Source organism: Microbacterium sp. NPDC058269, assembly GCF_042881445.1.
Classification (GTDB): domain Bacteria; phylum Actinomycetota; class Actinomycetes; order Actinomycetales; family Microbacteriaceae; genus Microbacterium.
This window is the reverse complement of the sequence record NZ_JBHVXT010000001.1, coordinates 1,446,982-1,470,076: the sequence shown is the minus strand read 5'-3', so window position 1 is coordinate 1,470,076 and position 23,095 is coordinate 1,446,982. Positions and strand designations below refer to the sequence as shown.

The window sequence follows — 23,095 nt, the reverse complement described above, 5'->3', positions numbered from 1 at the left end:
CGCGGCTCCGCGCGTACACATCTCAGGAAAAGATGAGCGCTTCTCGCCGGAACGCGTCAATTCTGGTGCGCTACGGCAGAACGTCCTGAGTTATGAACCGCAAAGATTCAGCACGGCAAGAAGGACCTGCGGTCCGGGTCAGCCTGCGGCGGGCGGGGTCTGCTTCGACTCGGCGAGCTCGTCCACGACGAGACCGCGCTGCTCGATGGTGCCGTTGCGGTAGGCCTGCCGCCCGACCATGTGCGCCGAGAGCGGAGCGGTCGCGAACTGCATCAGCACGATGGGCGCGACCAGCACGAATCCGAGCAGGATGCCGCCGATCGAGCGCTGCGACAGCGCGATCGCGATGCAGATGAGCAGCAGTCCGAGCACCTGGGGCTTGGTCGCCGCATGCAGGCGGGACGGCACGTCGCGGAAATGCAGCAGTCCGACCGCCGCCGACAGACACAGCACGGCGCCGAGCAGGATGAGCACCAGGACCGCCACGTCGATGACGGCATCCGGGATCATGAGACCGAACACGTTCATGGTGTCGTGTTGTCCCTTCTCGCGACGAACCGGGCGACGGCGATCGACCCGAACACTCCGATGGCCGCGATGATCAGGAGCACCGGGATGCTCCGGGTATGACCGTTGATCGCCATCTCGGCGCCGATCACGCACATCACCTCGGTGAGCAGCACGTCGGAGGCGACCGCACGGTCGAGGATGGATGGACCGCGCACGATGCGGATCAAAGCGAGGACGGCGGCGATGCCGAACACCACCATGATCAGCAGCAGCAGGATGTTCATCGGGCACCGCCCTTCATCGAATCGACACCGGCACGCTCGTCGGCCTTGAGGGCGCGATACTGAGCGGGGTCGCCGAGGGCACGCACCACGCGTCGCTCCCAGCGGAGCACTCCGGCGCGCTGCTTCTCCACGTCGTCGAGGGTCCGCACACCGATCACGTGCAGGTACAGGATCCGCCGGTCGCGGTCGGTCTCCACGATCAGCGATCCGGGAACCAGCGATGACACGACGGCGACGTGCGTCATCACGAGGTCGTCGGCGTAGCGCAACGGCACCGCGATGATGGCCGTGCCCGGCTGGCGGCGGAAGTCGAACACCTGCACGGTGACCGAGAGGGCACCCCTCAGCACCGCGAACAGGAACTGCACCACGAAGAGGGCGGCGTACCAGAGGTTGATCCGGCCCGAGAGCGCGACGGTCGGCAGGCGGAAGACGCGGGTGACGAAGATCGCCACGACGAGTCCGGTGAGGAAAGACAGCACGGTGAACTGCGCCCACAGCAGCATCCAGAGCACCACGAGCCACGCGAGGAAGGGCAGTTGCACGCGGATGTCGCGCCAGAGGTGACGCCGGGTGTCACGCGCCATCAGCCCACCTCCTCTTCCAGCTGCACGAGGCTCACCGGCTGCAGCAGCGCGGCGCCGATGCGGTCGCAGAGCGCGTAGAGGGGGCCGGCGAAGATCGTCAGGGCCAGGGTGACCGCGACCATTCCGCCGGTGGCGACGGTCATGATCTTCGGGATGCGACGACGCTCCTGCTGCTCGTCGGCAGCCGGCGCATTGCCGAGGTACGAGATGCGTCCCTCGGTCTCGGTGGAGTCCTCCTCCTCGCGCCAGAAGGCGAGGTTCCAGGCGCGCATCAGGGCGTACAGGGTCAGCAGCGAGGTGATGATGCCGCCGAAGATCAGCACGATCATGATCGGAGTGCCGACCGATGCCGCCGCTTCGAACAGCGCGAACTTGCCGATGAAACCCGAGAAGGGTGGCAGTCCACCGAGGTTGATCGCGGGCACGAAGTAGAGGATGGCGATCAGGGGTGCGACCTTCAGCAGTCCCTTGACGCGCAGGATCGAGGTGCTTCCCGCTCGACGTTCCACGAGGCCGACGGCCAGGAACAGGGTGGTCTGCACGACGATGTGGTGCACGATGTAGTACACCGTGGCGCCGATCGCCGCGGGCGTCGCTATCGCGAGGCCGAAGATCATGTAGCCGACGTGGCTGACCAGCGTGAACGACAGGATTCGTTTGAGCTCGGCCTGCGCCACGGCGCCGAGCACTCCGACGATCATGGTCGCGAGCGCGATGATCAGCAGCAGGGTGTCGATGCTGTTCGAGGCGAAGAGCTGCGTCTCGGTGCGGATCAGCGCGTACACGCCGACCTTCGTCAGCAGGCCGGCGAACACCGCGGTGACCGGGGCCGGGGCGGTCGGGTACGAGTCGGGAAGCCAGAACGACACCGGGAAGATGGCGGCCTTGATGCCGAACGCCACCACGAGCATCAGGTGCAGCACCAGCTGCGTCTCCTGCGGGAGCTCGGACATCCGCTCGGCGATCTGCGCCATGTTGACCGTGCCGAGCGCGCCGTAGATCATCGCGATCGACGCAAGGAACAGGATCGACGAGACCAGCGAGACGACGATGTAGACCGCGCCGGTGCGGATGCGGGACTCGGTGCTGCCGAGGGTGATCAGCACGTACGAGGCGACGAGCAGGATCTCGAAGCCGACGTAGAGGTTGAAGAGGTCGCCCGCGATGAAGGCGTTGAAGATGCCGGCCGCGAGGATCAGGTACGAGGGGTTGAAGATCGAGATCGGCGTCTCGTCGGTGCCGTCCGCGGCGCCCTGACCGATGGAGAAGAGCAGGACCGCGAGGAGAACGATGCTGGAGATGAGCACCAGGAGTGCGGCGAGCCTGTCGACGTAGAGCACGATGCCGAAGGGCACGGGCCAGCCGCCGACGGACACCGCGAGCGGAGCACCGGAATCGACCACGACCAGGAGGACGGCGGCGATCACCGAGACCGCGGCGAGGGTGGCCACCGTGACGACGACCTGGAGGCGCGCGTTCCGCCCGAACACGAGAGTGACGGCGGCGCCGAGCAGAGGCAGTGCGACGAGGAGCGGGACGAGGGCGGTCATGGCCTGCCCTCCTCGTTCTCGTCGTGGTCATGGGGTTCGTCCGGGCTCGATTCACGGCCCTCGTCCGAGGGTTCGGAGGTTCCGGAGGGCTCGGAGGGTTCGGAGGGTTCGCTCCCCCATCCGGTCGGAGCGTCGAACGGCGCATCGTCGTGGATCGAGGGGTGATCGCGCATGTGCAGCACCGTGATCGGTGCGGTCTGCACGCCGACGAAGTCGGTGGTCGCCTCGTCGTCGTCGGTCTCGGACTCGTCGTCCATGAGGTCTTCGTCGGCGTCGGTGCGCTCGCGGAGCGCGATGTCGGCCTCGTCGTCCTCGACCGTGTCGGCCTGGCCCAGCTGCCAGGAGCGGTAGATCAACGCCAGGAGGAAGGCCGAGACCGCGAACGTGATCACGATGGCGGTGAGGGTGAGCGCCTGCGGAAGCGGGTCGCTCATCTGCCCTTCCGTGCCGAAGAACGGAGCATTTCCCGGAACGCCCATCACGATCAGCAGCAGCAGGTTCGTGGCATTGCCGAGAAGCAGGAAGCCGATCAGCACGCGGGTCAGGCTGCGCTCCAGCATCGCGTACACGCCGCACGCGAAAAGGATGGCCATGATGACGATCAGGGTGAGGGAGACGTCCATCAGCTGCTCCTCCCGACCCGGGAGAGGAAGCCTTCAGGACCCGGCGTCGTGCGCAGGGCCGCCTGACGGTCGACCTCGGCGCCCAGGCTGCGCAGCACGTCGAGGACGAGACCGATCACGACGAGGTACACGCCCACGTCGAAGATGGTCGAGGTCACGAACTCCATGTGTCCGATTCCCGGGATCTCCCATTCCCAGAAGGTGCTGGTCAGGGGTGCGAGGCCGAAGAACAGGGGGACGACGGCGGTGCCGACGGCCAGGATGAGGCCGGTGCCGAGCAGTCGTCCGGCGTCGGTGGGGGCCGCGGCTCCCAGCTCCCAGCGACCGCCGGCGATGTAGCGCATCACCAGAGCCATGCCCGCGACGAGACCGCCGGCGAAGCCACCGCCCGGCAGGTTGTGGCCGGAGAACAGCAGGAAGATCGACACCACGATGATCGTGTGGAACAGGATGCGGACGATCACCTCGAGAAGGATCGACCTGTTCTCGGGCTTCATCTTCTGACCGCCGACGAGCCACGCCCGCGGGCTGCTCTCGTTCTCGGAGTTCTGGAAGCGGATGCCTTCGGTGGTCTCGACGAGCGGTCGGCTGCGGGCGGCCTTGCGCGTCGCACGCGGGAGGTTCTTGGTGGCGGCGAGCAGGTCGGCGCGGTGCGTGACGAACACGAGGGAGGCCACGCCGGTCGCGGCGAGCACGAGCACCGAGAGCTCGCCCATCGTGTCCCAGCCGCGCAGGTCGACCAGCGCCACGTTGACGACGTTCTTCCCGTGGCCGATCTCATACGCGAGCTTCGGGAACGCCTCGGAGATCGGGTCGGCGACTCGCGACTGGGTGGCGACGACGGCGACGAACGCCATCGTGACGCCCACACCGATCGCCAGCAGTGCGCGGGGGATCCGCCCGACCGAGGCGTTGTGCTCGCCCATGCGCGCGGGGAGGCGACGGAGCACGAGCGCGAACGTGACCATCGTGACCGTCTCGACGAGGATCTGCGTCAGCGCGAGGTCGGGGGCGCCGCTCGTCGCGAACAGCACGACCATGCCGAGGCCGGTGACCGAGACCAGCACCACACCGGTGTAGCGCTTCTGTGCCCGGACGGCGAAGATGCCGGCGATCGCCATGATCGGCGCGATGACGATCTGCGCGGGGGTGTGCCACAGGGACAGGTTGTACCGATCGATGTCGCTCGCGATCAGCGCCGTGACCTCGGCGGCGACGAACACCACGAAGATGGTGCCGACGTAGACCGGCAGCGAGCCTCGCTGCGTGAGCGTGGTGCTGAGCACCGAGAGCCGGTCGACGCCCCGCATGACGAGGTAGTAGACGTCTGCCGCCGTGAAGCGCAGCATCCGCGCCTTGCGGTCCCACCCGGTGCGCCGGGTGAGGAGGAAGAGTCCGATGCCGAGCAGGATCGAGAGGATCGAGATGCCCAGCGCGGGCTCGAAGCCGTGCCAGAGCGCGAGGTGGCCCGGACCTTCGACGGCTTCACCCGCGTGGTCGAGACCCGGAGTCGCGGTGAGTGCGTATCCCTGAAGCGCCGTGTCGAGGGCAGGGGAGCCGATGCCCGCGGCGAGTGTGACACCGGCGAGGATGATCGGCGCCGACAGGAAGCCGACCGGAGGGTCGGGCCATGCCGTGTCTGGCAGCTGCTGACCCTGTTCGTCGCGCTTCTTCCAGAACGCGCCCCAGAGGAAGCGCACACCATATGCCGCAGTGAGCATGGACCCGAGCACGATCCCGATCAGCGCGACGAGACCCCAGGGGGAACCACCCTGCGCATCGTCGAGGAGGGCCGTGAGCGTGGACTCCTTGGCGACGAAACCGATGGTCGGCGCGATACCGGCCATCGAGGCGACCGAGATGAATGCCGCGGTCGCCATGACCGGCGCCTGTCGACCGACGCCCGAGAGTTCGTTGATGTCACGGGTCGACAGCTGGCGGTCGATGACCCCGACGATCAGGAACAGCGCCGACTTGAACAGCGCGTGCCCGATGACCAGGGCGAGGCCCGCGAGCGCGGTCGCCTGCGTGCCGTAACCGACGACGATGGCGAAGAAGCCGAGCTGGCTCACCGTGCCGAAGGCGAGGATGCGCTTGAGGTCGGTCTCGCGCAGGGCCTGGATGCCGCCGAGCAGCATCGTGATGATGCCGAGGGTGACGACGATCGGCCGCCACGTCGTGCTGAACGCGAAGATCGGTGCGAAGCGGGCGATCAGATAGATGCCGGCCTTCACCATCGCGGCCGCGTGCAGATACGCACTCACCGGCGTGGGCGCGGCCATCGCACCGGGCAGCCAGAAGTGGAACGGGAACAGCGCCGACTTGCTGATGGCTCCGACCAGGAGCATCACGATCGCGGCGTCGATCAGAGGCCCGCTGGGGGCGATCACGAGGATCTCGCGGATGCTCGAGGTGCCGGTGTCGACGACGAGCAGCACGACGCCGACGAACATCACGAGGCCGCCGAGCGTCGTCACGAGCAGGGCCTGCAGCGCCGCACGTCGGCTGGCCGCGCGACGGCGGTAGTGGCCGATGAGGAGGTACGAGAGGATGCTCGTGACTTCCCAGAACATGACGAGGATGACGAGGTCGTCGGTCAGGACCAGGCCGTACATGGCGCCGGCGAAGCCCAGCAGGACACCGGCGAACTGGCCGACTCCCGCCGAGTCCTCGTAGAAGTACCAGCGGCAGTAGAGGAGAACCAGGGCCCCGACGCCCGTGACGATCAGGGTGAGCACCCAGCCGAGCACGTCCATGTTCATGGAGAGGTTCAGACCCAGCTGAGGGATCCACTCGATCGATTCGAACGGCACCGGTCCGTCGAGCACCTGCGGCGTCATGACGAGCGCGTGCACGAAGGCCGCAGCCGGGACGAGAGCGGCGATGGCGAAAGCCTGAGCTCCGAGCCAGCGCACCAGAACGGGCATCAGCAGCGACCCGAGGAGGAACACAGCGAGGAGCATCAGCATATACGCGGCTCCCTCAGGGCTCGTCGGCCATTTTCGGCACAGGCGGGCGGGTGTCCGACCAGTTTACCGGCGCGAGAGGTTCCTGAGGTCCACGTTTGCACGATCGTGCGAGAGTAGGCCCATGCGGCGGGTCTGGGTTCGAGAGCTCGCGGGCTGGTCGGGGGCACTGGCCGTGGCGATGGTCACGGTGGCGCAGGTCGCTTCATCCGCCCGCTCCGAGCTGCTGTTCCGTGACGGAGATTCCCTGATCGTGGGCATGTTCGCACGGTCCGTCCTCTCCGGGGCCCCGCTCGATTGGGCGATGTCGAGTGTGCTGTTCGTGCCCGAGGCCGCGGTGTTCGCCGGCCTCGACGCGGTGCTCCCGCTCGACGTGAACGGTGTGCTCATCGTCAATGCCGTGATCAACATGCTCGCCCTCTACGGTGCACTCCGGCTCGTGGTGGGGCGTCGGCGGGATGACACGGCACCGGTCACGTGGGCACTGCTCGGGCTCGCGGTGTTCGGCGTCCTGGCCATGACCGACGTGTCGGGATCACGGGACGCGCTCGAGCTCGCGTCTCTGCTGATCACGACCACCTACTACTCCGCGACCGTGGTAGCCGCCGTCCTGTGCGTCGGTTTCGTGCGGCGGGTGATCGACCGCGACGAGGGCGGGGCCGCACTCCTGATCGCGCTCGGCGTGACCGCGGCGGTGTCCACGCTCTCGAATCCGCTGTTCGCCGTCTGGGCGACCATTCCGATCACCGTTCTCCTGGCCGCGATGATCATCCGCTCGCCCCGGCGGATCCGCGTGGCGATGCTCATCGTCGTGCTGGTCATCGGTACCGCACTGGGTTTCCTCGGTCGCATTCCCCTTCGGGCATGGATCGCCAACACCGGTGCCGGCTACATCCAGCCCGAGCGGTGGGTGGAGTCCCTGGGCTACTACGGCGGTCTCCTCGCCGATCGCCTGGCGACGCCCACCGGAGCCATCGGCACCCTGATCGTGATCGCTCTCGTCGTGCTGGCGATCCTACGCACGGTGCGAGGGGAAGACCCCGGCTCGCGGTTCGTCGCCACGGCCGCGTGGGTCATGCCCGTTCTCGTCGTGATCGGAGCGATCGGCCTGGGCACGCACGCCGCCCGATACCTGCAGCCCCTCGCCTTCGCACCGGTGCTCGCGCTGGTGGCCGCTCCGCGTTCCTGGCGGATGCCCGTCGGGGTGCCGTCTCTCCTCGCCGGCGCTGCCGCTGTGCTGCTCGCGGTCGGCGGCGCGCTCAGCGTTCCCCGAATCGTCGATCTGAGCGCGGCGCCCGATCCAGACCTCACCTGTGTGACCGACTGGGTCGATTCCTCGGCACGGATCGGTGGCGGGCAGTTCTGGACCGTTCGACTGCCGAAGCTGCACGTGGAGGACCCCGCCCGTCTCGTGCAGGTCGATCATGAGCTCAACGGCTACGCGTGGCTCGTGGACCGAGGGGACTTCGACGTCGACGGGGTGTCGTTCCTCGTGGAGGATGCGCAGACCGTCGCGTGGCAACTGCCGACACCGGCGATCCCCGACGAGGTGATCGAGTGCGGGCGATATCGCATCCTCGACTTCGGCGACACCGTTCTGCCGCTCGGCCCACCGCACAGCTGAGGCGGCCGGCGGGACTGCGCTCAGCGCGGGACGGGTCCGGTCGTCGTGCCGGCACGGAAGACGCAGGTGAGGTGCTGCGTGGCCCCGGGCTCGCCGCGGAGCATGCGGGCGACCTGCTCCCCCGCCGCGCGGCCCTTCTCGACCGCGGGCTGCACGCTGGTGGTGAGGGTGAGGTCGCCGAGACCGTCGACCTCGATGCCGTCGAAGCCGGCCACGGAGAGGTCTTCGGGCACGCGGAGTCCCAGCTCCTCCGCCGCGCGGATCACTCCCACCGCGAGCAGGTCGCTCTGCGCGAGCACCGCCGTCGGTCGGGTGGCCGGGTCGGTCAGGAGCATCCGTCCGACCAGCACCCCCTCGTCGATGAGACTGCCGGACGCCGAGATCGCCGGAGCGTCGGGGAACACCTGGCGCATCCCCTCGAGTCGATGCACCGAGACGTCGACGGTCGCGTTCGCGACGCGCTCGGGCGTCACCAGAGCCCGTTCGCGCTCGCTGTCGAGCGAGAGGGTGACCAGTGCCACGTCGCGGTGGCCGAGATCGTGGACATGCTGGGCGACGTCGGCGGACGCCGCGACGTTGTCGAGGGTGATGCGGGGAATCTCCTCGCCGGCATCGCCTTCGATCACGACCACCGGCAGGCCGCGGCCGACGACCACTTCGAGCGAGGCCTTGGTGCGCCCGGAGCACCCGATCAGAACGAAGGCGTCGACGGGGGCATGCGTGATCGCCGCGCCCTCCTCGCCCGGCTCGTCGCGCATGAGGAGGATGCCCGCACTGAGGTCGGCGAGCCCATCGGTGAGGCCGTCCATCATGGCGGTCGTCACCGGATCGAGGAATGCCGCGCGCAGATGCCCCTCAAGAACGACGGCGACGATTCCGCTGCGCCCGCGCCGCAGGGAGGCCGCGCGGGGATCAGGACCGGCATAGCCGAGCTCGGCTGCGGCGGCGAGCACGCGCTCCCGCGTGGTGGCCGCCACGTTCGCCTTGCCGCTGAACACGACCGAGGCGGTGGAGGTCGCCACGCCCGCCTCACGTGCGACGTCGGCGATCGTGGGCCGACGCGGCGTCTCCTGGCTACTCATACTTCGAGGATAGCTCCCTTCGCTTCCCCTGGGTCGAATCGATTCGATAGGCTGTCCGGCATGGAAACAGCCCTCTCCCGTTCGCAGTTCGTGCGCTGGCGCGCGGCGATCTTCGCCATCTTCCTCGCGAGCGGCCTCTCGATCGCGACCTGGGCATCGCGCGTGCCGGGGATCAAAGAGGCGCTGGGTCTCGACAACGCGCAGGTCGGTCTCATCCTGCTCGGCATGGGCGTCTCCTCGATCATCGGCATCTCGACGGGCCCCGCGGTGATGGCGCGCCTCGGCGCCCGACGCGGGATGCTCCTCACGATGCTGACGTTCGCATCCGGCATCGTGCTCGTGGGCCTGGGAGCCAACGTGTTCGGCTCCGTCCCCGTGGTGATCGTCGGCATGGTGCTGTTCGGCTTCGGCAACGGATCGGTCGACGTGATGATGAACGTCGAGGCGACGGCGATCGAACAGCAGATGGGCCGCACGATCCTGCCCGTCTTCCACGCCTTCTTCAGCTTCGGCACGGTCATCGGCGCGGGAATCGGCGCCCTCGCGGCGCAGCTCTCGATCAACGTCGCCACCCACGCTGCGATCATGGGCGCGCTGATCGCCCTGATCGCCATCGTCTGCTTCTTCCAGGTGCCCGTGCGCGAGGCCGCCCTCGATCCGGCAGCGCACGAGACGCCGGCCTTCCGCGCGCGCATGCACACCGCGCTCGAGGCCTGGCGCGAGCCGCGCACCTACCTGATCGGCGTCGTCATGCTCGGGATGTCGTTCGCCGAGGGCGGCGCGAACGACTGGATCGCCCTGGGCACGGAGCAGGGTCACGGTTTCGCCGAGGGCACCGGGGCCGTGTCACTCGCCGTGTTCTCGGTCGGCATGACCGTCGTGCGTCTGTTCGGCGGACCGCTCGTCGACCGCTTCGGTCGCGTCCTGGTGCTGCGCATCCTCGCGGTGACGGCGGCGTCGGGCATCCTGCTGTTCATCCTCGCCCCCACGTTCCCGCTCGTGCTCGTCGGAGCGGCGCTCTGGGGCATCGGCGCGTCGCTCGGCTTCCCGCTCGGGATGTCGGCCGCGGCAGACGATCCCGCCAAGGCCGCAGCGCGGGTGAGCGCTGCGGCCACGATCGGCTACATCGCGTTCCTCGGCGGCCCGCCCGTGCTCGGAATCATCAGTGAGCACATCGGCCTGCTGAACACGCTGTTCATCCTGGTGGCACTGGTCGTGATGTCGGGACTGTTCTCCGGGGCCGCGCGCCCGCTGCGCGACGACGAGAAGACCCCGGTCGCGACGGCGGCGCAGGACTGAGTTCAGCCCTCGCGACCGCGCACGAGGGCGGCCGCATGCGAGCGGCTGCGTGCGCCGAGCTTGGTGAGCACGTTCGAGACATGCGTCTTGACCGTGGGAACCGAGATGCGCAGTCGCGCGGCGAGCTGTGCGTTCGACCAGCCCTGCAGGATCCCGTCGAGCACTTCCTGCTCCCGAGCCGTCAGCTCCGGGAGCCCCTCGTGACGTGACACGGGCACCGACGCCATCGCACCCTCGGCGACGGCGGCGAGCGCACGTCGGGTCACCCGCGGATCCAGCGCACCTTCACCCGCGGCGACCGCACGCACGGCCTGCCCGAGGGTGGGCGCGTCGACCGTCTTGAGGAGGAAGCCGACAGCGCCCGCGTGGATCGCGCCGAAGACGAGGTCGTCCTCGTCGAAGCTCGTCAGGACCAGGACGTCGCCGAGACCGCGCTCGACGATCTCCCTGGTCGCGGAGATCCCGTCGCGCCCCGGCATGCGCAGGTCCATGAGCACGACGTCGGGGCGCAACGCTGCGGCATTGCGCACCGCGACATCACCGTCTGCGGCCTCGCCGACCACCGTGATGTCCTGCGCCTCGAGCATGAGGCGCAGACCCGCCCTGATCGCGCCATGATCGTCGGCCAGCAGCACCGTCGGAGCCGTCATGCCCGCCCCTCCCTCGGGATCCGGCCTTCGACCGACCATCCGCCGGCGACAGGACCCGCGGTGAAGACGCCGCCCAATGCGCCGACGCGCTCCCGCAGCATCTGCAGCCCCCAACCCTCGTCGCCGTGCGCGGCCGCGGGGCCGGCCATGCCGCCGCGCGAGCGAACCTCCACTCCGATCTCGGTATCGCTCTCGCGGATCACGACATCGACCTCGGCGCCGCTCGCATGCCGGATGCAGTTGTTCAGGGACTCCCGCACGATGCGGATGACGGCCTGCTCGCGTGCCGCACCGAGATCATCGACGTGATCCGCAACGAGATGCACGACGAGCCCCGCGCGTTCCGCCTCCTGCACGATGCCGCCGAGATCCGCCCAGCGCGGTGTGGGCGCCAGGTTCCCGTCACCGCGCCGGAGCACCGAGATCATCGTTCTCAGCGCGCCGTGGGCGTCGAGGCCCGCATCGCGCACCGCCTGCAGGGCTTCTCGGTCCTTCGAGCGATCGGGCGGGGTCGACAGTGCCGCCTCCGCGCGGATCGCCATCGCCATCACGTGGCCGGCGACCACATCGTGCAGCTCTCTCGCCATCGTCTCGCGCTCGCGCTGCACCGCCTCGGCACGGTCACGCTCGGCGACGGCAGCGGCATCCTCCGCACGCTGGCGGTGCAGCTCCGCGAGCTCATGCGCCTGGGAGACGGCCACGGCCCACCAGTAGTCGGTGCCGAAGATCGCGCCGAACTGCACTCCGATGAGGAACGCCACGGCGAAGGAGACGTCGGTGAAGAGCCAGGCGGCGAGGAACAGGACGATCGTCGCCGCTCCCAACACGACGAGGAGCACCCGTCGCCCGCGCTCACCCGCAAGGAACGCCGCCGTCCACAGCACATCGAGCAGCACGACGAGCGTACCGATACCGCCGACGGTGAGCAGGTCGACCGCGAACAGGATCGTGACCAGCACGAGGACCGTCACAGGGATGCGCCGCTTGGCGAGCGCGAGCACACAGGCGGGCAGTGCGAGGGCCAGCCCCCACCACGGCGACACGGGGTGCTCGAGTATCGAGAATGGACCCCAGATGCCGCGGAATCCGAGCGCGGCCATCACGACAGCGAGCAGCGCCATCCCCAGCGGGTCCGCCCACCAGCGGTGCCGACGGTACCAGGCGCCGAATCCGCCATCCGCCAGCTCGTGCATGCCCTCATGCAATCACGGCGCGCGCTGCCGCGCATCCGACGAAGGGATGAGGAGCTCGGCGGAGACGGTACTTTCGCCCGATCCGCGGCCGGCGCCGTTCCGTGAGCGTGGAGACATGGAACTCTTCGGCGGACTTCCGCTCCCCCTCTCCCTCGCGCTCCTGGCGCTGATCGACGGGTTGAGCGTCGGCACACTCCTCATACCCGTCTTCCTGCTCCTGCATCCTGGGCGGGTACGTGCCGGGCGCATCCTGGTGTACCTGGTGACGATCGCCGCGTTCTATCTGCTCGTCGGGCTCCTGTTCCTCTGGGGGTTGGTGAACCTCGTCGACGTGGCATCCGACTTCCTCGCGTCGCCCGCGGGGCTGGTCATCCGCCTCCTCGTGGGAGGAGCGCTCCTCATCACGGCATTCGTCATGCCCACCGGCGACAAGGCCCCGCAGAACGCACCCGCATCGCACCCCTCCTCCATCCCTTCGGTCTCGTCGTGGGCGGGGGAGCCGACGGTACACGATGCGCGGAGTTCCTCGATGATGACACCGCCTGATCCGGTGCCAGCGGCGGTGGCGGATCCCGCTCCTCGTCCTGGTCGCATCACCCGATGGCGGGAGAGGCTGCTCGATCCGCGCACCCGCGGGACTGCGGTGATGGCCGTGGCGATCGCCGCCGGGCTGGTCGAGATCGCCACCATGCTCCCGTACATCGTCGCGATGACCATGCTCGCCGATGCCCGGACCGACACTCCGCTGCGTGTGCTGTCGCTCGTCGGGTACTGCGCGCTGATGATCCTGCCCGCGGTCGTGCTGCTCATCCTCCGCCTGGTCGCCGCTCCCCTGGTGCAGCGCCCGCTCGAACGCTTCGCGGCGTGGATGGAGCGCACGGGCGCCGAGAACACCGCCTGGATCATCGGCATCATCGGGTTCCTCATCGCCCGCTCGGCGGCCACCGAGCTCGGCCTCTTCCAGGCGATCGGCTCCTTCATCGACCGATGATCGCCGCGCCCGTCGAGTGCGACCGCGCAGCACCCCCGACGAAGTAGGCTCGACGGGTGCGTCTCGTCATCGCCCGCTGCTCGGTCGACTACACCGGTCGGCTCAATGCCCATCTCCCGCTTGCCACGCGTCTGCTCGTGCACAAGGGGGACGGGAGTCTGCTCGTGCACTCCGACGGCGGCAGCTACAAGCCGTTGAACTGGATGAGCCCGCCGTGTTCGCTGTCGAGCGAAGACCCGGGCGAGGAAGAGGCGAGCGCAGGCGTCGTCGAGGTCTGGCGCGTCACGCACAAGAAGACCGGCGATGCGTTGCGGGTGCAGATCTACGAGATCATCCACGACACCTCCCACGAGCTGGGCATCGACCCCGGGCTGCAGAAAGACGGCGTCGAGGCCGACCTGCAGCGACTGCTCGCCGAACAGGTGGACCGCATCTCCGAGGGTGCGACTCTCGTGCGCCGCGAGTACCCGACAGCCATCGGCCCGGTCGACCTGCTGGTGCGAGACGCCGAAGGTGCCGCCATCGCAGTCGAGATCAAGCGCCGCGGCGACATCGACGGCGTGGAACAGCTCACCCGCTACCTCGAACTGCTCGGCCGTGACCCGCACCTCTCCCCCGTGCAGGGTGTCTTCGCCGCGCAGGAGATCAAGCCCCAGGCGCGTGTGCTCGCCGAAGACCGCGGCATCCGCTGCCTGGTGCTCGACTACGACGACATGAAGGGCATCGAGTCGGGCATCCCCCGTCTGTTCTGAGGCGTCGCCGTTCAGCGCGCGGCGATGAGCCGAGGCGTCGGCCCCTCCAGGCGCGCGATCGCGATCTTCACCTCGAAGATCTCCTGCTCGAAACGGTTGAACCGCGCATCGAACTTCGCATCCTGCGCATCAAACCGCGCATCGAACTTCGCATCCTGCGCATCAAACCGCGCATCGAACTTCGCATCCTGCGCATCAACCCGCGCATCGAACTTCGCGTCCATCGCCGCGAATCGCGTGTCCATCCGGTTGACCATCCAGCCGAATCCGCTGATGATCGCCACCAGCAGCGTCGCTGCTGTCGCCAGCATCGTGATGACTTCCACCGACACGTACATGCCCCCATTCTCGCCCGTGAATCCGCCGTTGTCACGACCTTATATGTAGACACCAGGCGCTCACATGAGGTGTGCAGAACCTTTTCTGTTGCACACCTGTGCAGGGAGGGCGGTCGCCCCATCGCGCGCCCATAGGCTGGAGGCATGCCTCACTCCCCCTACTCCTGCGTGCTGTGGGACGTCGACGGCACCATCGTCGACGCGTCCATCGGCATCCTCCGCCGGCTCAACGTCGCGCTGACTCACTTCGGTCACCCGGCGCCGACGCGCGAAGAGCTGGTGCACTGGATCGGTCCCCCCATGTTCCAGTCGTTCCAGGACCAGGCGGGCATGACGCCGGAGCAGTCCGCCGAGGCGGTCGCCTTCTACCGCACCCTCGGCAAGGCCGATGGCTACACGACCGACGTCGCGACGTACCCGGGCGTCGTCGATCTCATCAACGAGTTGCACGCGGCGGGCGTGCCGCAGGCTACGGCCAGCTCGAAGCCCGAGAACCAGGTCGATGCACTGGTCGACCACTTCGGTCTCCGTCCCGCGTTCCTGACGACGGTCGGCGCGACGCCCGACGAGTCGACTCTCGCCTCGAAGACCGACATCGTCGCCGAGGCCCTTCGTCGACTTCGGGAGCTCGGCGCCGACACCTCTCGTCCCATCCTGGTCGGAGACCGGCACCATGACGTCGAGGGCGGCAACGCCAACGGCGTTCCGGTGATCTTCGTCGAGTGGGGTTTCAGCGACTCGCACGAGGGCGACGACGCCGCATTCCGCGCGGCCTCGGTCGAAGAACTGCGCGGGCTCCTGCTCGGCTGACGCCCTGAAGCACAGAACTCCCCGCCGGATGACGCATCGGGAGCGTGATCCGGTGGGGAGTTCTGTGTCTCGCCCGTCTCAGACGGGGCGAATGTTCTCTGCCTGCAGGCCCTTCGGACCCTGCGCCACATCGAACTCGACTCGCTGGTTCTCTTCGAGAGACCGGTAGCCGGATGACTGGATGGCGGAGTAGTGCGCGAAGACGTCAGCGCCTCCGTCGTCGGGGGAGATGAAGCCGAAGCCCTTCTCCGAGTTGAACCACTTAACCGTGCCCTGGGTGCTCATGTACTGCCTGTTCTGCTGATGAAGAAGCCGACGCAGGGATGCCCCGACATCGCTAACGCTAGTGGAGGAGGCCCCGAGCGGAATAGCCGTTGCGAGAAGGTAATCCAAATGTTGCACGAGCGGAATCCGACCGTCATCCCGCGCGTGGCGAGGCGCCTGGCGCACGAGGCGCCCAGAAAATGGTGTGGCCCTCACCGCGGGGGGAGCGATGAGGGCCGAAGACGACCGGAGGGTGCGTCAGGAACAGCCTAGCTCCTTTTTGACCCTCTTGTCCCCCTTTTGGGGGACAAATTTCAACTTCGTCGCGGGACCGCACGATAGCGGCCCCCTCGAGTAGCCCATTGGGGACTGAACTACTCGAGAGGGCCCAATCGCGTGCACGGATCGTCTGCCCCTGGGGTGGGCCGCCATCTCGTGGGGAGAGACGTAGACGATCAATCCCCGTGTGCACGCACTTTCACGATAGGGGAGGACGCGAGTTCCCGCCACGGACTTTCGTCCTCCGTCCCTCTTCCTTCGAGGCCCGCGAGTAGCCTGATCCGGTGACTCTGCTCAACAAGGACATGACGCTGTGCATCTCGCTCTCGGCACGGCCGAGCAACAACGGCACGCGCTTCCACAACCACCTCTACGAAGCGCTCGGGCTGAACTGGATCTACAAGGCGTTCGCGCCCACGGACCTCGCTCAGGCGATCGCGGGCGTCCGCGGACTCGGCATCCGCGGCTGCGCCGTCTCCATGCCCTACAAGGAGGAGGTCATCGCCCTCGTCGACCGGATGGATCCCTCGGCGAGCGCGATCGACTCCGTGAACACGATCGTCAACGATGACGGGGTGCTCACCGCCCACAACACCGACTACTCCGCCATCGCGCAGCTCATCGAGAGCAATGCGCTGGATCCGGCGGCATCGGTGCTGCTGCGCGGGTCGGGCGGCATGGCGAAGGCGACCGCCGCCGCGTTCCGAGACGCGGGGTTCGCACGGGTGACGATCGTCGCCAGGAACGAGGAGAACGGACGCGCCCTGGCCGACCTGTACGACTTCGCCTGGGCGGCAGAGGTCGGCGACTCCACGGCGGACATCCTGGTCAACGTCACGCCGATCGGCATGGCCGGGGGCGCGGAGGAGCACGCGCTCGCGTTCTCGGACGAGGCGATCGCCGCGGCATCCGTGGTGTTCGACGTCGTGGCTCTTCCCGCAGAGACACCGCTGATCGCGGCAGCGCGAGCCGCGGGCACGACCGTGATCACAGGAGCCGAGGTCGCGACGCTGCAGGCGCTGGAGCAGTTCGTGCTGTACACCGGCATCCGGCCGACTGCGGAGCAGGTGCACGAGGCCGAGGAGTTCATGCGCACCGGAAACGCGTGATCGGGAGCCCGATACCTGAGTAGCCTAGGCGCATGAGCGCGCCTCGCACCGCACGACGGACCATCTTCCGACGAACACCTGCCGCCCTGGCGACGGCAGTGATCGCCGCGCTGGTGCTCGCAGCCTGCACGGGCGGGGGAGAAGAGCCCGCGCCCGACGGCAGCGAGAGCTTCCCGGACGACGGGTGCACGCACATCACGATCGCGACCTCATCGGAGAAGGTCAACATGCTCGACGAGCTGGCGACCGCGTTCAAGGAGTCTCCGGAGCACGACGCCCTCGACACGTGCGTCACCGTGCGCCCCACGAACGTGTCATCGGGGAACGCCGCGCGCTACCTCACCTCGGGCGAGGACTGGCCGAGCGACGACCGCGCCCTGTGGCCGACGCTGTGGTCGCCGGCCTCGACCGTCTGGACCGACCGCGTCGCCGCAGCCGCCTCGCCGAACCTGGTCGGCACGCCCGCCTCGTTCACCCGCACGCCCGTCGTGTTCGGCATGCCGGAGCCGATGGCGAAGGCACTCGGCTGGCCCGACGAGCCCATCAGCATCACCGCGCTCGAGGGCCTGTGCCAGAACCCCGACGGCTGGGGGAGCGTCGGCAAAGACATCTGGGGCGCGTTCAAGATCTCGAAGACCAACCCGAACACCTCGACCACCGGGCTCTCGACCATCCTGATGCAGTCGTACGAGGCATCCGGCAAGGCCGAAGGACTCACCTCGGCCGACGTGGACGCCGCCGCCGACTTCTCGCGCGTGTTCGAGGAGTGCGTGATCCACTACGGCGACACCACCGGCAACGTGCTGTCGACCCTGTATGACGAGACGCAGAACGGGGCGAACGGCTCGGCGTACGTGTCGGCCGTCGCGCTCGAGGAGACCTCTCTGCTCAACTACAACAAGGGCAACCCCGACTCGCACACGGTGCAGCCGGGAGAGACCCTGACCCCGCCGAAGACCAAGCTCGTCGCGGTGTACCCGGCGGGCGGCTCGATGTGGTCCGACAACCCCGTCACCGTTCTCGGCGCGGACTGGGTCACGCCGGAACAGCGAACGGCGGGTGAGGCCTTCGCGAACTTCCTGCAGACTACGCCCGCCCAGGAGATCCTCCCCGAATACGGATTCCGTCCGCTCGACGAGTCCGTCCCCCTCGGCGACCTGTTCACCGCGAACTTCGGCGTCGATCCCGCGCAGCCCACGGTGACGCTCCCCAAGCCAGAGGTCGACGTGATCTCCACCGCGATCGACCAGTGGACGCAGGTGCGCAAGCCCTCGTCGGTGCTCGAGCTCATCGACATCTCCGGCTCGATGGATGACCCGATCGGCGACGGTCGCTCGCGGCTCGACGGCGCCATCAAGGGAGCGCAGACCACCCTCGATCACTTCCGCTCGACCGACGAGATCGGCGTCTGGGCGTTCACGACCGGCGTCTCGTCCGACGAGGGCGAGGGCATCCAGGTGCTGCGCGATGTCACGGCGCTGGGCGCCGACGGTGAGAAGCTCGATTCCTCCCTCGATGACCTGCGTTACGCGCAGCGCAACGGCACACCCCTGTACGACGCGATCCTCACGGCCTACGAGGCCATGAGCGCGCGCGCGGAACCCGGACGCATCAACGCGATCGTCGTGCTCTCCGACGGGGAGGACACCGACTCCACCACGTCGCTCGACTCGCTGATCGCGAAGATCGGCAAGAGCACGAAGGAGGGCGGCACCGACGCTCCGGTGCGGATCTTCCCGATCGCGTACGGCTCGGGTGCCGACACCTCGGCCCTGCAGCGCATCGCGGACGCCACCGGGGGTCAGATGTTCGACGCCTCCGACGCCGAGCGCATCGACCTCGTGTTCGCCTCCGTGATCAACAACTTCTGAGGTGGGCATGATCATCGTCGCGGCATCCGACCTGAGCGGGGTCACCGACGCGGTCGCCGGCGCTCTGCAGTCGGCGAACATCTACATCGCCCCCGGCGTGAAGGGCGGAGAGGCTCTGACCGCCGCGCTGACCGACGTCATCCCCACGGACGGTTCGATCGCGGTGGTGGTCCTGCCGGCGGATGCCGACCTGGGTTCGGCGTTCGACCTCGAACTGCTCAACCGGATCACCCAGAAGGTGCCGCAGGAGACCGTGGTGCTCGCCGTCGGCGACGACCTCCAAGCCGCTTCCACCGCCATCGACAGCGACGACGCCCTCTTCATCGCGAACACGAACGAGGCCGCCGCAGGCGGCGACACTCAGACCGCTCTCGTCGAGACCGTGCAGCAGATCGTCGAGGAGACGCCCTCCTCCCCGGGCGGGAGCGACAGCGGTGGGGGAGCGGACTGGCTGCTGCCCGTGATCATCGGCGGTGCCGTGCTGCTCGCGGCGGGCGGCACGGCGATCGGTCTGCTCGCCCGCCGGCGCCGCGCACCGAAGGCCGTGACATCGAGCGATCCCGTGCCTGCCGGCATCCGCCTGCGGGTCGACCGCCTGCGGGAGCTGCGGGTCGCCTACGCGAATGTCCCGAACAACCCCGAGGCCGCGGAGACGGCTGCGGGCATCGATGCGCTCGCCTCGCACGTCGAGCAGCTGTTCGTGCGCCTCGACGCCAAGGCGGGGGAGGATCAGGTCGTGCTCGCCGAGGCGGAGTACTCCGACAAGCTCGCCCGACTCGTCGCGGCGTTGGAGCCCGACTACCTGCTCGACCTGCTCACCCGCCCCGATCTGTGGGATGCACCGGACCAACGGGTCGCCGAGGTCCGCGAGGCTCTGGCGGCCGTCACCACCCAGATCGTCGACAACATCAAGCAGGTCAACGCCCGCAAGGGTCTGCTGTTCCAGGTGTCGCTGGACTCGCTCATCGGGCGATCCGAGCTGCGCGACTGGGAGCGGCAGTTCACGGAGAATTCCGGGGAGTGATCCGCTCCCGTGCGCGTCAGCGCGCCCGCCCCTCCGCGAGATAGGCCAGTCGGTGAAGCGTCTCGGCGTTGCGCCACCGAAGCATCGGGGTCGTGATCAGGCGGGGGATCAGCACGGCGGGGCCTTTCACCGGCTCCTCGTCGATGCGCACCTGGCACCCAGACGGGGTCGTCCGGGCCCGCAGGGTGACCTCGGCCTCTCCCATCGGCCAACCACGTGCTCGGAGCACGACGCGACGAGGCGGATCCCACGCGAGCACCTCGGTGGTGTCGTCGAGCAGAGCCGGCCAGACGCCGAAGGAATGATGCAGCTGCGCCCCGACCTCGGGCCAGGAGGCCTCGACGTCTCGCATCCGGGAGGCGCCGACCACCCATGCGGGATACAGCCAGCCGTTCGCGAGCACACGGAACACGTCTTCGGTGGTGCAGGTCAGATCTCGGGTGTTGGTCGCCATGATGCCTCCGTTCGTGACGATCCTGCATGGCGCCACCCGTGCGAGCGAGGTGCTTGACAAGCCGCTGTCAACCGGCTGGTCGAGACGCCCGCGAGCGACGAGCGTGGACCGATCACCCACGATGAGCGGAGACGACATGAAGGCACTGACCTGGCAGGGCACGCGCAGCGTGACGGTCGAGGAGGTCCCCGACCCGGTCATCCAGCAGCCGGAGGACGCGATCATCCGTGTGACGTCGTCGGCGATCTGCGGGTCCGACCTTCATCTGTACGAGCTGCTCGGGCCGTTCCTCGACCGCGGAGACATCCTCGGGCATGAGCCGATGGGCGTCGTCGTCGAGGTCGGTTCCGCGGTGACGACCCTCGCGGTCGGCGACCGTGTGGTGATCCCGTTCAACATCTCGTGCGGCGAGTGCTTCCTCTGCCGACGGGGTCTGCAGTCCCAGTGCGAGACGACGCAGGTGCGAGAGTACGGCAGCGGCGCGGCGCTCTTCGGCTACACGAAGCTCTACGGCCAGGTTCCGGGCGGACAGGCCGAGTACCTCCGCGTGCCGCTCGCCGACTACAACCACATCCCCGTCGGCCCCGACCTCCCCGATGAGCGCTACCTCTTCCTCAGCGACATCCTTCCCACGGCATGGCAGGGCGTCGAGTATGCGCAGGTGCCGGAAGGCGGCACGCTGGCCGTGATGGGCCTCGGACCCGTGGGGCAGTTCGTGACGCGGGTGGGACGGCACCGCGGATACCGGGTTCTCGCGGTCGACCCCGTGCCCGAGCGGCGGGCGATGGCGGAGCGCCACGGCATCGAGACGTTCGACCTGAACGACACGGTCGTCGACGAGCTGCGGGATCTGACAGACGGCCGTGGAGCGGACGGGGTGGTGGACGCCGTCGGTCTGGAAGCGCACGGCAACGCGGGCGTGGAGTTCGTGCAGAAGGCCGTGGGTCTGCTGCCGGACGCTGCGGCACGTCGGCTTCTCGACAAGGCGGGCATCGACCGGCTCACTGCCGTCTACGCGTCGATCGATGTCGTCCGCCGCGGAGGGACCGTGTCGTTGAGCGGCGTGTATGCGGGAGACGCCGACATCATGCCGATGAAGACCCTGTTCGACAAGCAGATCAGCCTGCGCATGGGTCAGTGCAACGTGAAGAACTGGGTCGATGACCTGGTGCCCCTCGTGGAAGACCCGTCCGACCCGCTCGGCGTGATGGACCTGACCACGCATCACGCACCTCTCGATGATGCGCCCGACCTGTACCGCACGTTCCAGCAGAAGGAGGACGGCTGCATCAAGGTGGTGCTGCACCCGTCGACGGTGTGAGCATGGAGGTCGGTCGACCGCGGCACGATAGCAACCCAGGTTGACACCGGGTCTTGAGCAACGTAGGTTGACGGACATGGAATCCCTCGATGTGGCGCAGGTCGCCGCGGACACGACCGACCCACGCGCCGGACTGCGCGCGGTGGCATCACTGCGCACGCTCGCCGACACCCTCGAACTGCGCCAGGTGGAAGCCGGGCTGCGATCGGGCATGAGCTGGCAGGCCATCGCCGATGCCCTGGGTGTGTCACGTCAGGCCGTGCACAAGAAGCACGCGAGGCGGATCGACCCGACCATCGTCGTCCCCCGGAGGAACGCATGAGCCGGTTCATCCAGGCCGCCTCCACCATGCACACCCTGTCGCTGGCGTCGATGGAGGAGGCCTCGCGGTTCGGGGTGCGCGACACCGACATCGATCACCTTCTGCTCGCCTTGACCTTCGACCCGGACACCGGCGGCCAGATCCTGCGCGGCATGGGCGTCAGCCTCGACGCGGCACGAGCCGCGGTCGCCGCCCAGCACTCTGCTCAGCTCGGGCTGGTGGGGATCGCCGCAGATGCGGACACCAGCCCCGGCCGCATCGTCTTCCACGAGACCTCGGGGTACGAATGGACCGCTCGGGCGCTCGCAGTGTGGGACGCGGCATCGAGCGGAGGTCGCCGCGGCGACTCCGCGGCCGTGCTGCGTGCGCTCCTCGACGAGCCGAGCGGTCTCATCGCCGAGATCCTGACGCGACTCGACGTCGATCGGGAAGCCCTGATCATCCGTGTGGACGAGATGCAGCGGCTCGCCCTCGCACGCGAGTCGACGACCGGTCGGAACGAACTGTCCGGCACGCGCTCGATCTTCGTCCCGGCACCGATCGACGAGGTGTGGGCACTGCTGTCGTCGGCAGGTCGCATCCCCGAGTGGGATCCGGCCATGGGCACCATCGATGCGACCGCGGCGACCGGACCCTGGGAGGCCGAGGCGACCACATCCGCCCCCGATGGCCGACTGATCACCGTGAAGGACGGCTTCCGCCGAATGCGCGTCGAGCTGATGGAGAGCGAACGACCGACACACGTCCGGTGGCGCTTCTCCTACCCTGATGCCGCGAGGTCGAACGCTCGACAGATCACGTTCGACCTCGAACATGCCGCAGGCGGAATGCAGCTCCGAGCGACACTCACGTGGGAGTTCACTCTTCGCCGCCGCAGTCGTCGGGTGCTCCGTCCGCTGTTCCGACCGCTCCTGCGGTTCCTCGTCTACATCCAGCTCACGCAGATCGCGAGCAGCGTCACCCGCGCCTTCCGGTGAGGTCCGCGGGCGGGCGCATCGCACAGCGCGGATGCGCCCGCCCGCGGCCGAGCCCGCTCAGCCCTTCGCGCCCTTGCGGGGCTTGATGAACTCGGCCGGCGCGTTCTTCTCCCGCTTCGCCGCTCGCTTCTCCTTGAGCGAGAGCTGCGGTGCCTTCTTGCTGTCGCGACCCTGGATGGACTTTCCGGACATGGTTACTCGCTTCCCCTTCGGTG

At 68.3% G+C, this 23,095-nt stretch carries 23 protein-coding genes and 1 pseudogene; 11 read left to right on the top strand and 13 right to left on the bottom strand.

The annotated features are described in order from the left end of the window. Positions 1–138: 138 nt before the first annotated feature. From mnhG to ACFVWL_RS07275, 6 genes are read right to left on the bottom strand one after another with little or no spacing between them, the layout of a single operon-like run. Positions 139–528 (bottom strand): monovalent cation/H(+) antiporter subunit G, encoded by a 390-nt coding sequence (gene mnhG / locus ACFVWL_RS07300; RefSeq protein WP_387180394.1) that lies wholly within the window; start codon positions 526–528, stop codon positions 139–141. After that, complete coding sequence (locus ACFVWL_RS07295; protein WP_387180391.1) at positions 525–794, bottom strand: monovalent cation/H+ antiporter complex subunit F; 270 nt, start codon at positions 792–794, stop codon at positions 525–527. The genes mnhG and ACFVWL_RS07295 overlap by 4 nt, the downstream gene beginning before the upstream one ends. After that, complete coding sequence (locus ACFVWL_RS07290; RefSeq protein ID WP_387180388.1) at positions 791–1,381, bottom strand: Na+/H+ antiporter subunit E; 591 nt, start codon at positions 1,379–1,381, stop codon at positions 791–793. The genes ACFVWL_RS07295 and ACFVWL_RS07290 overlap by 4 nt, the downstream gene beginning before the upstream one ends. After that, positions 1,381–2,931 (bottom strand): Na+/H+ antiporter subunit D, encoded by a 1,551-nt coding sequence (locus tag ACFVWL_RS07285; protein WP_387180386.1) that lies wholly within the window; start codon positions 2,929–2,931, stop codon positions 1,381–1,383. The genes ACFVWL_RS07290 and ACFVWL_RS07285 overlap by 1 nt, the downstream gene beginning before the upstream one ends. Beyond that, a complete protein-coding gene (locus ACFVWL_RS07280; protein WP_387180383.1) occupies positions 2,928–3,554 on the bottom strand; it encodes a Na(+)/H(+) antiporter subunit C in 627 nt (208 codons plus the stop codon). The genes ACFVWL_RS07285 and ACFVWL_RS07280 overlap by 4 nt, the downstream gene beginning before the upstream one ends. Beyond that, positions 3,554–6,523, bottom strand: coding sequence for a Na+/H+ antiporter subunit A (locus ACFVWL_RS07275; protein WP_387180381.1), 2,970 nt, complete (start codon positions 6,521–6,523; stop codon positions 3,554–3,556). Before ACFVWL_RS07275 ends, ACFVWL_RS07280 begins: the two co-directional genes overlap by 1 nt. 121 nt (positions 6,524–6,644) lie before the next feature. On the opposite strand from ACFVWL_RS07275, the gene ACFVWL_RS07270 reads away from it, so the two are divergent. Further along, positions 6,645–8,144: a hypothetical protein gene (locus tag ACFVWL_RS07270; protein ID WP_387180379.1), complete on the top strand. Its 1,500-nt coding sequence runs from the start codon at positions 6,645–6,647 to the stop codon at positions 8,142–8,144. Positions 8,145–8,164: 20 nt separating this feature from the next. Here ACFVWL_RS07270 and ACFVWL_RS07265 read toward each other — a convergent pair whose 3' ends face one another. Next, on the bottom strand, positions 8,165–9,226 hold the full coding sequence (locus ACFVWL_RS07265; protein WP_387180376.1) for a LacI family DNA-binding transcriptional regulator: 1,062 nt from the start codon (positions 9,224–9,226) through the stop codon (positions 8,165–8,167). A 60-nt stretch (positions 9,227–9,286) separates the two neighbouring features. Between ACFVWL_RS07265 and ACFVWL_RS07260 the strand changes: the two genes are divergently transcribed. Beyond that, on the top strand, positions 9,287–10,525 hold the full coding sequence (locus ACFVWL_RS07260) for an MFS transporter (RefSeq protein WP_387180374.1): 1,239 nt from the start codon (positions 9,287–9,289) through the stop codon (positions 10,523–10,525). Positions 10,526–10,527: 2 nt separating this feature from the next. On the opposite strand, the gene ACFVWL_RS07255 is transcribed toward ACFVWL_RS07260, so the two are convergent. Together ACFVWL_RS07255 and ACFVWL_RS07250 are read right to left on the bottom strand one after the other, a co-directional pair. Continuing rightward, on the bottom strand, positions 10,528–11,175 hold the full coding sequence (locus tag ACFVWL_RS07255; RefSeq protein ID WP_387180372.1) for a response regulator: 648 nt from the start codon (positions 11,173–11,175) through the stop codon (positions 10,528–10,530). Then, entirely contained in the window at positions 11,172–12,368 is a 1,197-nt protein-coding gene (locus tag ACFVWL_RS07250; RefSeq protein WP_387180369.1) for a histidine kinase, read from the bottom strand. The genes ACFVWL_RS07255 and ACFVWL_RS07250 overlap by 4 nt, the downstream gene beginning before the upstream one ends. Before the next feature lie 115 nt (positions 12,369–12,483). Between ACFVWL_RS07250 and ACFVWL_RS07245 the strand changes: the two genes are divergently transcribed. Both ACFVWL_RS07245 and nucS read left to right on the top strand, forming a co-directional pair. Beyond that, complete coding sequence (locus ACFVWL_RS07245) at positions 12,484–13,359, top strand: GAP family protein (protein WP_387180366.1); 876 nt, start codon at positions 12,484–12,486, stop codon at positions 13,357–13,359. Between the two features lie 56 nt (positions 13,360–13,415). After that, positions 13,416–14,111, top strand: coding sequence for an endonuclease NucS (nucS, locus tag ACFVWL_RS07240; RefSeq protein ID WP_105527152.1), 696 nt, complete (start codon positions 13,416–13,418; stop codon positions 14,109–14,111). An 11-nt stretch (positions 14,112–14,122) separates the two neighbouring features. Here nucS and ACFVWL_RS07235 read toward each other — a convergent pair whose 3' ends face one another. Next, positions 14,123–14,449, bottom strand: coding sequence for a response regulator (locus ACFVWL_RS07235; protein ID WP_387180363.1), 327 nt, complete (start codon positions 14,447–14,449; stop codon positions 14,123–14,125). 144 nt (positions 14,450–14,593) lie between these two features. Here ACFVWL_RS07235 and ACFVWL_RS07230 point away from each other — a divergent pair, with 144 nt between their 5' ends. Then, positions 14,594–15,259 (top strand): HAD hydrolase-like protein, encoded by a 666-nt coding sequence (locus tag ACFVWL_RS07230; protein ID WP_387180361.1) that lies wholly within the window; start codon positions 14,594–14,596, stop codon positions 15,257–15,259. Positions 15,260–15,337: 78 nt separating this feature from the next. Here the strand turns inward: ACFVWL_RS07230 and ACFVWL_RS07225 are convergent, their stop codons facing one another. Then, a complete protein-coding gene (locus ACFVWL_RS07225; protein WP_017203899.1) occupies positions 15,338–15,544 on the bottom strand; it encodes a cold-shock protein in 207 nt (68 codons plus the stop codon). A gap of 542 nt (positions 15,545–16,086) precedes the next feature. On the opposite strand from ACFVWL_RS07225, the pseudogene ACFVWL_RS07220 reads away from it, so the two are divergent. From ACFVWL_RS07220 to ACFVWL_RS07210, 3 genes and pseudogenes are all read left to right on the top strand, one after another. After that, positions 16,087–16,884, top strand: a pseudogene (locus tag ACFVWL_RS07220) (shikimate 5-dehydrogenase); the annotation flags it as partial. Between the two features lie 59 nt (positions 16,885–16,943). Continuing rightward, a complete protein-coding gene (locus ACFVWL_RS07215; RefSeq protein WP_387180357.1) occupies positions 16,944–18,782 on the top strand; it encodes a substrate-binding domain-containing protein in 1,839 nt (612 codons plus the stop codon). A gap of 7 nt (positions 18,783–18,789) precedes the next feature. Then, a complete protein-coding gene (locus tag ACFVWL_RS07210) occupies positions 18,790–19,806 on the top strand; it encodes a hypothetical protein (RefSeq protein WP_387180354.1) in 1,017 nt (338 codons plus the stop codon). A 16-nt stretch (positions 19,807–19,822) separates the two neighbouring features. Here ACFVWL_RS07210 and ACFVWL_RS07205 read toward each other — a convergent pair whose 3' ends face one another. Beyond that, the gene (locus ACFVWL_RS07205; protein WP_387180351.1) at positions 19,823–20,260 is read right to left on the bottom strand and encodes an SRPBCC family protein; all 438 of its coding nucleotides are present in this window, start codon (positions 20,258–20,260) and stop codon (positions 19,823–19,825) included. Between the two features lie 136 nt (positions 20,261–20,396). Here ACFVWL_RS07205 and ACFVWL_RS07200 point away from each other — a divergent pair, with 136 nt between their 5' ends. From ACFVWL_RS07200 to ACFVWL_RS07190, 3 genes are all read left to right on the top strand, one after another. Then, a complete protein-coding gene (locus tag ACFVWL_RS07200; RefSeq protein WP_387180349.1) occupies positions 20,397–21,581 on the top strand; it encodes a zinc-dependent alcohol dehydrogenase in 1,185 nt (394 codons plus the stop codon). Positions 21,582–21,657: 76 nt separating this feature from the next. After that, positions 21,658–21,903, top strand: a complete 246-nt coding sequence (locus tag ACFVWL_RS07195; RefSeq protein ID WP_387180346.1) for a hypothetical protein — start codon at positions 21,658–21,660, stop codon at positions 21,901–21,903. Continuing rightward, entirely contained in the window at positions 21,900–22,880 is a 981-nt protein-coding gene (locus ACFVWL_RS07190) for an SRPBCC family protein (RefSeq protein ID WP_387180343.1), read from the top strand. Before ACFVWL_RS07195 ends, ACFVWL_RS07190 begins: the two co-directional genes overlap by 4 nt. A gap of 57 nt (positions 22,881–22,937) precedes the next feature. On the opposite strand, the gene ACFVWL_RS07185 is transcribed toward ACFVWL_RS07190, so the two are convergent. Further along, positions 22,938–23,072, bottom strand: a complete 135-nt coding sequence (locus ACFVWL_RS07185; RefSeq protein ID WP_017829963.1) for a hypothetical protein — start codon at positions 23,070–23,072, stop codon at positions 22,938–22,940. Between the last annotated feature and the right edge of the window lie 23 nt (positions 23,073–23,095).

Bases quoted from the DNA above. Each gene is read 5' to 3' on its own strand.
- ACFVWL_RS07260 (WP_387180374.1), top strand. From the start codon at position 9,287: ATGGAAACAGCCCTCTCCCGTTCGCAGTTCGTGCGCTGGCGCGCGGCG.
- ACFVWL_RS07185 (WP_017829963.1), bottom strand. From the start codon at position 23,072: ATGTCCGGAAAGTCCATCCAGGGTCGCGACAGCAAGAAGGCACCGCAG.
- ACFVWL_RS07290 (WP_387180388.1), bottom strand. From the start codon at position 1,381: ATGGCGCGTGACACCCGGCGTCACCTCTGGCGCGACATCCGCGTGCAA.
- ACFVWL_RS07275 (WP_387180381.1), bottom strand. From the start codon at position 6,523: ATGCTGATGCTCCTCGCTGTGTTCCTCCTCGGGTCGCTGCTGATGCCC.
- mnhG (WP_387180394.1), bottom strand. From the start codon at position 528: ATGAACGTGTTCGGTCTCATGATCCCGGATGCCGTCATCGACGTGGCG.
- ACFVWL_RS07195 (WP_387180346.1), top strand. From the start codon at position 21,658: ATGGAATCCCTCGATGTGGCGCAGGTCGCCGCGGACACGACCGACCCA.
- ACFVWL_RS07245 (WP_387180366.1), top strand. From the start codon at position 12,484: ATGGAACTCTTCGGCGGACTTCCGCTCCCCCTCTCCCTCGCGCTCCTG.
- ACFVWL_RS07270 (WP_387180379.1), top strand. From the start codon at position 6,645: ATGCGGCGGGTCTGGGTTCGAGAGCTCGCGGGCTGGTCGGGGGCACTG.
- ACFVWL_RS07250 (WP_387180369.1), bottom strand. From the start codon at position 12,368: ATGCACGAGCTGGCGGATGGCGGATTCGGCGCCTGGTACCGTCGGCAC.
- ACFVWL_RS07295 (WP_387180391.1), bottom strand. From the start codon at position 794: ATGAACATCCTGCTGCTGCTGATCATGGTGGTGTTCGGCATCGCCGCC.
- ACFVWL_RS07265 (WP_387180376.1), bottom strand. From the start codon at position 9,226: ATGAGTAGCCAGGAGACGCCGCGTCGGCCCACGATCGCCGACGTCGCA.
- ACFVWL_RS07235 (WP_387180363.1), bottom strand. From the start codon at position 14,449: ATGTACGTGTCGGTGGAAGTCATCACGATGCTGGCGACAGCAGCGACG.
- ACFVWL_RS07280 (WP_387180383.1), bottom strand. From the start codon at position 3,554: ATGGACGTCTCCCTCACCCTGATCGTCATCATGGCCATCCTTTTCGCG.
- ACFVWL_RS07230 (WP_387180361.1), top strand. From the start codon at position 14,594: ATGCCTCACTCCCCCTACTCCTGCGTGCTGTGGGACGTCGACGGCACC.
- ACFVWL_RS07285 (WP_387180386.1), bottom strand. From the start codon at position 2,931: ATGACCGCCCTCGTCCCGCTCCTCGTCGCACTGCCTCTGCTCGGCGCC.
- ACFVWL_RS07205 (WP_387180351.1), bottom strand. From the start codon at position 20,260: ATGGCGACCAACACCCGAGATCTGACCTGCACCACCGAAGACGTGTTC.
- ACFVWL_RS07215 (WP_387180357.1), top strand. From the start codon at position 16,944: ATGAGCGCGCCTCGCACCGCACGACGGACCATCTTCCGACGAACACCT.
- ACFVWL_RS07225 (WP_017203899.1), bottom strand. From the start codon at position 15,544: ATGAGCACCCAGGGCACGGTTAAGTGGTTCAACTCGGAGAAGGGCTTC.
- ACFVWL_RS07200 (WP_387180349.1), top strand. From the start codon at position 20,397: ATGAAGGCACTGACCTGGCAGGGCACGCGCAGCGTGACGGTCGAGGAG.
- ACFVWL_RS07255 (WP_387180372.1), bottom strand. From the start codon at position 11,175: ATGACGGCTCCGACGGTGCTGCTGGCCGACGATCATGGCGCGATCAGG.
- ACFVWL_RS07210 (WP_387180354.1), top strand. From the start codon at position 18,790: ATGATCATCGTCGCGGCATCCGACCTGAGCGGGGTCACCGACGCGGTC.
- ACFVWL_RS07190 (WP_387180343.1), top strand. From the start codon at position 21,900: ATGAGCCGGTTCATCCAGGCCGCCTCCACCATGCACACCCTGTCGCTG.